This window comes from Oleiphilus sp. HI0117 (genome assembly GCF_001635235.1).
In genome coordinates this window covers 1-2897 of sequence record NZ_LWGA01000978.1, presented here as the reverse complement: position 1 = coordinate 2897, position 2897 = coordinate 1, and the positions used below count along the sequence as shown (strand labels likewise).

Below are 2897 nucleotides of genomic sequence, written 5' to 3'. Positions count from 1 at the left end.
ATCTCCCCGGTCATACTCCGCCTGCCATAAAAGATCTTTATAATCTGATAGGACACGCTCTATAGATCGACTTAACTCATCGAAGTCTCCGTCCGCGACATAGATGGCCGCACGTACAATTCGATTTGTTACACGCCAATTTGTTTTAACAAACAAGGCCTCAATTTCATCTTTGGCCAGCAACCACTGCTTGCCAAAATCTCGCTCTAACTTATTTTGAATATCACCCAACAACTGCATTTCCACCTCACGAGGTTTGATTAAAAAGTGTCAGTTAAACCTCACTTAGCTACCAAGGCAGAACATCCCCATTTGAATGCCAGAACGTACCAGTATTCGTAAGATTCAACTCATCTACTCTCTGAGCTAAACGCTCAGCAGCTTGATCAGGGGTAATGTCGCCATAGCCTCCTATCATTTCAGTACCCACTAGACCCGGGTGGAAGACTCCGACAGCAATACCTTGATCTTCTAGATCCATCGCGAGAGAAACTGAGGCGATATTTAAGGCACACTTAGACATGCGGTAGCCATAGCGACCGCCACTGCTATTATCAGCTATGGATCCCATTCTACTGGTGATGATGGCAACCTTACCACCACTATCCAAATTGCCGAGAAGCGCCTCTGTTACTCGCAAGGGGCCTAATGCATTCACGCGAAACTGCTCTTCGAGCTGATCATAGTCGATATGCCCCAATACCTCATCTCGAAGAATTCCGGCGTTATTAATAAGAAGGTCTAATTTCACACCTTGAAGCTCAACACCTAGTCTAGCCACATCCTCTGCTTTGCTGACATCGATTCCTGCGATTATCTGGCACCCCAACGACAACAACTCTTCACTAGCTTCACGACAGACGGCATACACCGAGTAACCTTTAAACTTATAGTACTGACAGAAAGACAAGCCAATACCACGATTTGCTCCGGTTACAAGTATATTTTTTGACATGATATCTCCTACGAAATCTATTGGTGAAGCCGATAATAATATATAGAATATAACGTTATCGATTTATCTAAGGAGATGCAATGAGTCACGAAGCAACTAAAGCTTTACTCAGCATGCAACATCATAAGTTAGTATTACCTGAGCATATGAACCACCAAGGCTCCTTGTTTGGTGGCAACTTGCTGATGTGGATAGACGAAGTCGCCTATATGACGGCCGCCCTTCACTACCCAGGGCTGCGATTCGTTACCGTTGCACTCGATAATGTTGAATTCAAACATCGAATCGACTGTGGCGAAATAATTTGTTTTAAGGTCGACCTTGAGCGACAGGGAAACTCTTCAATTACTTATTTTATTTCAGTACGAAACGCTCGCGAAGACAAAGATACAGTTTTATTTGAAACTCGAATCACATTTGTATGCATTGATGAACTGGGTAATAAATGCCCTATTGAGTAACTACCAAGTAAATTACGACTTAAGATATAAGCATAAGTAAGGTCTAAGGCTAATCATGAATTCTTTACAAAACAACCATCCACAAAACTTTATCTCTGACTTTTTTAAGCTTGAGTCTGCCGGTGGAATATTACTAATTTTTGCAGCAGTCCTTGCCTTAGTGTTTGCTAATACGCCCTTATCTTCAATTTATGAATTGCTGCTATCAACCCCTGTAGAAGTCAAGATTGGCGCACTGGAAATCGCGAAGCCATTACTGCTATGGATTAATGATGGCCTGATGGCGGTATTCTTCTTTTTAGTCGGATTAGAACTAAAAAGAGAGCTATTAGAAGGCGAACTTTCCGACAAGCGAAATATAGTCTTACCCGGAATCGGCGCACTGGGTGGCATGCTATTTCCTGCACTTATATATGTTTACTTTAATTACGAAGACCCTCAGGCCCTTAGTGGTTGGGCCATTCCTGCTGCAACCGATATTGCTTTTGCCCTTGGTGCCCTGACGCTTCTTGGTTCCAGAGTTCCTACCTCACTTAAAATATTCCTTACCTCTTTAGCAATTTTTGATGATATTGGCGCGATTCTGATCATCGCATTGTTTTACACGGATAAATTATCGCTAAGCGCGTTAATAATCGTTGCAGGCTGCATCCCTTTCCTAATTATCATGAACAAACGAAATGTCATCTCCAAAAGTGCTTATATTTTTATCGGTATCATTATGTGGGTTGCAACGCTTAAATCGGGCGTTCATGCGACACTTGCAGGTGTAGTTCTAGCGATATTCATTCCTATGAAATCTAGAGAGAACCCTTCGTTCTCGCCGCTTAAAGATCTGGAGCATGACCTTCACTCAGTCGTTGCTTTTGGAATTCTCCCCGTCTTCGCCTTCGCCAATGCTGGAATCAATCTATCAGGTATAGGTTTAGAGCAAATGCTTCATAACGTCCCCGTTGGCATCGCGCTAGGCTTGTTTGTCGGTAAGCAAGTGGGGATATTCGGTTTATGCTGGCTTGCCATTAAACTTAAACTAGCCCAACTACCTTCTGGCATGAACTGGCTTAGCCTGTATGGCACAGCGGCACTCTGTGGTATTGGCTTTACAATGAGCTTGTTTATTGGCTCACTTGCCTTTGAAGAAAGCGGAGTCAACATGATCTTTGATGAACGCCTTGGCATCGTCGTGGGTTCGCTGATATCTGGTATATTCGGCTTCTTTATCCTGAACAAAGCATTACCGAAATAACTGCTAGCTAAATTAGACTATATTCGCTAGCAAGCCTTTCATGGGGTCACATCAGACATAGATATAAGTGTCGATATTTTTTACAACCTATGAAAAACAACAAGAAAAAAACAAACTCAATATATTGTTTTATATAATTTTTTTCAAACAGGCATATAAATAGCTTTAATCTGACCAGACACCAAATTCAATGTAATACAACTAGGATACACACATGAAAAAAATTACTCTAAGC

Annotated in this window: 4 protein-coding genes; 2 read left to right on the top strand and 2 right to left on the bottom strand. The window is 42.0% G+C overall.

Annotated elements, in window-relative coordinates; translation table 11 throughout:
• Together A3757_RS17570 and A3757_RS17565 are read right to left on the bottom strand one after the other, a co-directional pair.
• The coding region (locus tag A3757_RS17570) for a hypothetical protein (RefSeq protein ID WP_156506390.1) at positions 1-240 on the bottom strand (240 nt) is incomplete at its 3' end.
• Between the two features lie 49 nt (positions 241-289).
• Positions 290-955 (bottom strand): SDR family oxidoreductase, encoded by a 666-nt coding sequence (locus A3757_RS17565; protein ID WP_068511247.1) that lies wholly within the window; start codon positions 953-955, stop codon positions 290-292.
• An 80-nt stretch (positions 956-1035) separates the two neighbouring features.
• On the opposite strand from A3757_RS17565, the gene A3757_RS17560 reads away from it, so the two are divergent.
• Positions 1036-1416 (top strand): acyl-CoA thioesterase, encoded by a 381-nt coding sequence (locus A3757_RS17560; protein ID WP_197470105.1) that lies wholly within the window; start codon positions 1036-1038, stop codon positions 1414-1416.
• A 55-nt stretch (positions 1417-1471) separates the two neighbouring features.
• Positions 1472-2662, top strand: coding sequence for a Na+/H+ antiporter NhaA (nhaA, locus tag A3757_RS17555; RefSeq protein ID WP_068511248.1), 1191 nt, complete (start codon positions 1472-1474; stop codon positions 2660-2662).
• The last annotated feature ends 235 nt before the right edge of the window (positions 2663-2897 follow it).